The sequence below is a fragment of the Lutibacter sp. genome (genome assembly GCF_040883305.1).
Lineage (GTDB): Bacteria > Bacteroidota > Bacteroidia > Flavobacteriales > Flavobacteriaceae > Lutibacter.
The window spans coordinates 1-3,245 of record NZ_JBFLKT010000350.1 but is presented as its reverse complement, the minus strand read 5'-3'; the positions used below and the strand labels follow the sequence as shown (position 1 = coordinate 3,245).

General features: G+C 30.8%; 3 protein-coding genes. 1 reads left to right on the top strand and 2 read right to left on the bottom strand.

Going from position 1 to position 3,245, the window contains the following annotated elements; translation table 11 throughout:
• Positions 1 to 605, top strand: a 605-nt coding sequence (locus AB1Z17_RS11240; RefSeq protein WP_368051888.1) for a Sir2 family NAD-dependent protein deacetylase, incomplete at its 5' end; no start/stop codon positions are given.
• Here the strand turns inward: AB1Z17_RS11240 and AB1Z17_RS11235 are convergent.
• Both AB1Z17_RS11235 and AB1Z17_RS11230 read right to left on the bottom strand, forming a co-directional pair.
• A complete protein-coding gene (locus AB1Z17_RS11235; protein WP_368051887.1) occupies positions 586 to 1,056 on the bottom strand; it encodes a DUF6495 family protein in 471 nt (156 codons plus the stop codon). The two genes, AB1Z17_RS11240 and AB1Z17_RS11235, sit on opposite strands and share 20 nt — an antisense overlap.
• Before the next feature lie 56 nt (positions 1,057 to 1,112).
• A partial coding sequence (locus tag AB1Z17_RS11230) for a TonB-dependent receptor (RefSeq protein WP_368051886.1) occupies positions 1,113 to 3,245 on the bottom strand: 2,133 nt, incomplete at its 5' end.

Genomic DNA, 3,245 nt, shown 5'->3' with positions numbered 1-3,245 from the left:
TTTGGGAAGGACATGATGTAATGGAAGTTGCCTCTCCTATTGGCTGGAATAAAAACAAAGCGCTTGTTTTAGATTTTTACAATAAACGAAGACAGCAATTGTTAACTGTAGTTCCAAATCTAGCACATAAAGCATTGGTTACATTAGAAGAAAAATACCAAGTAAATATTATCACGCAAAATGTAGATGACTTGCACGAGCGTGCTGGTAGTAAAAACGTGTTGCATTTACATGGGGAATTATTAAAAGTTAGAAGTATCAAAAATCCTAGATTAATCTATTCTTGGAATAAAGATGTTTTACTGGGTGATCTTTGTGAGGAAAAATCACAATTAAGACCTCATATTGTTTGGTTTGGTGAGGAAGTTCCAATGTTAGATAAGGCAATAGAAATAGTTGCTAAAGCAGATATTATAATCATAATTGGCACTTCTATGCAAGTATATCCAGCTGCAAATTTAATACATTATATCACTCCTAGGATTCCGGTATATTTTATTGACCCAAAACCTGCAATTCAGAAAAATTACTTTCCAAATTTAACAGTAATCGGTGAAAATGCTTCAACAGGAGTTATTAAAGTTGTTACTGAATTAATTGACTAATGGCATTAAATAAATCGCCTTTTGAAATTACACTTCCCATTTCAATCAAATTAAACAGTTCTATATTCCTTTCTTGAGAATATTTTTTTGATGCCTTAAAATAGTCAATATTTTCATTAACAGGATTTTTTAAAAACCAGTTAAAATCGTTTTTATCTAAAAAGCTTTTAGAAGGATCCTTTAATTTAATGTAAATTCTAATTATTTCTTTTGAAGAACATTTAAATAAATTTATATCATTTTTTGAAATATGCTCTAAAAATTTAGTTTTAGTGAGCACATCTTCCCATACAACATCACTAAAAATATTTAATTCTTCTTCAGCCATTGCTGGTTTTTCTTTTTTTATAGTCTCCCACTCTTTTACATCTATTTGCTGTGTTGCTAAAAATTTAGAAAACTCTTTGTGTAATTCTAAAAACTGCTCTTTTGTTAATTGTCTGTATTTCATATTTAGGCATAAAAAAACCGCCCAATTTGGGCGGTTCAAATATAATATATTTGAAATTAAAATGTATATCTTAACCCAAATTGTAATTGCCATCTAGATAACAAATTTGCATCATAAACAAATGTGTTTTTTAAATCTGAACTAAATGTATAAGTAGGAGTTCCAGATCCATCAACAGATACACCTATTGGTTGTACCGCATTTGGTTGTTGAACCAATCCCCAATCTGAACTAATTAAATTTCCAAAGTTTAAAATATCAATACTAAATTGTAAAGAATTATCTTCAGAAACTTTTAAATCTTGAAGAATTTTAACATCCCATCTTCCTCTCCAAGGAGCTAAAGCACCATATCTTTCAGCATAATTTCCTCTTCTTCCACTTAAGTAATCATCTTGCTGAATAAACTCTTCAAAAGCTTGTGCTTGGCCAGAACCAGAAAAATTCATAGAATTGATTTCAGATGATGTTGGAACATAAATTAAATCATTCAATCCTGAACCATCATTATTTATATCACCAGCATACGTATAATTAAATCTTCCTCCTTGGGCATACTCAAAAACAGTAGATATTGTAGTTCCCCATTTGTCATCAACTCCGTAAGTCCAATTTTTACTTACTATACCCAAAACTCTATGCGTATCTCCATATTTAGAATATGCTAATGTAGCATCATTTGCATTGCTTAACACTGGATTAAAATCAAATGCATCTCCAGTAATTTCAGCTTCAATAGAGTTTACATCTTTAGAGTTTAAATAGTTATAAGCTAAACTTGTATATAAACCATTTTCAAAGGATTTTTGAGCTTTAAAAGTTGCATTAAAAGTTCTTCCTTTATCAGAATTTGTAAAAACATATGCCGTATTTCCTTTATCAGAATCAGTATATATTCTTCTATTATCGATTCCACTTAAGGTTCCTGAAGGATTTGTAAGTCCCCAGTTTTGAACGTGAGCTCCATTAATATCTTTTGTGTAGGATAAATCTGTAGTTAGCACTACTCCATTTTCTAATTTTTTATCAACTCCTAAACTCGTTCTCCAAACTTGAGGAAATTTAAAATTAGGATCAACAACTTGATAATAATAAACATTAGGATTTGCTATTTGATTTCCTAACCAAACAAAAGGAAAACGACCTGTAAACAATCCTGTTCCTCCTCTAACTTGCAAAGTCTTGTCTGCATTTACATCCCAGTTAAATCCAATTCTTGGTGAAATTAGGAAATTATTGTCTGGCATTTTTGTGGAATCAAAAAATACAGTTTCACCATTTGAAGGGTTTGTATAAGGAATCCCTGGAACATATACTGCGCCTCTATCAATTACTTCTTGTGCCTTCTTTGCAGAATCAAAGAATAAAGGTTTATCAAATCTTACACCATATGCAACTTTAAAATTATCGTTTACATTCCATTCATCTTGCACGTAAAATGCCATTTGACCAACATTTGTTTCAGCTAAAGCCCAAGAGTCATTCGCATTATTAGCTGCATAAACTCCTTCTGCAGCTGCCATTGCATCTGCTAAAAAGCCGTTCGCAATAGCATCATTAAATGCTCCCATATTTGCAAAATCTCCAAAGAAAGCTCCTGCATATCCTCTGCTATCACCATATCCATAAGCACCTAAGTTAAATGAGTTATCAAATTGGAATTTTTCGAAAGAAAAACCAATAGTATAATTATGATTTCCTTTACTAATATTCATATTATTAGTTACTTGAAAAACTTTTTGATCTAACGTATTATGAATTGAAAAAGGTTCATGACCTGTAATAATATAATTCCCTCCACTGCCATCTTGAATTCTAAAAGCTGGCATAGGCGTTGATTTTGCTTTTCTAAAATCATCAAAGTGAGTAAATCCTATTTGAAATTTGTTAGTTACATTATCGTCAAATTTAGAATTTAATTCAGCTAAAAAAGATTGAATTTTGTTATTTATTTGATATCCCGCATTTTCAAATTGAAGCATTTGAGAATTTGGTCCTCTAAATCCTAAAGCTGTTGGATGTGCTGTTTTATCTTTTGATGCATCTAAAAAGTTATAGATAACAGCCAAACGGTTATCTTCATTAATATTCCAGTCTAATTTCAAAATTCCTTTTGTACTTTCAGAATTGTGTAAATAACCTTCAAATTCACCTGGATCATAACCTATACTTCTCAATCCAGACTGAAC

Excerpts from the sequence above, each read along its gene's own strand:
- AB1Z17_RS11235 (WP_368051887.1), bottom strand. The coding sequence starts at position 1,056 with ATGAAATACAGACAATTAACAAAAGAGCAGTTTTTAGAATTACACAAA.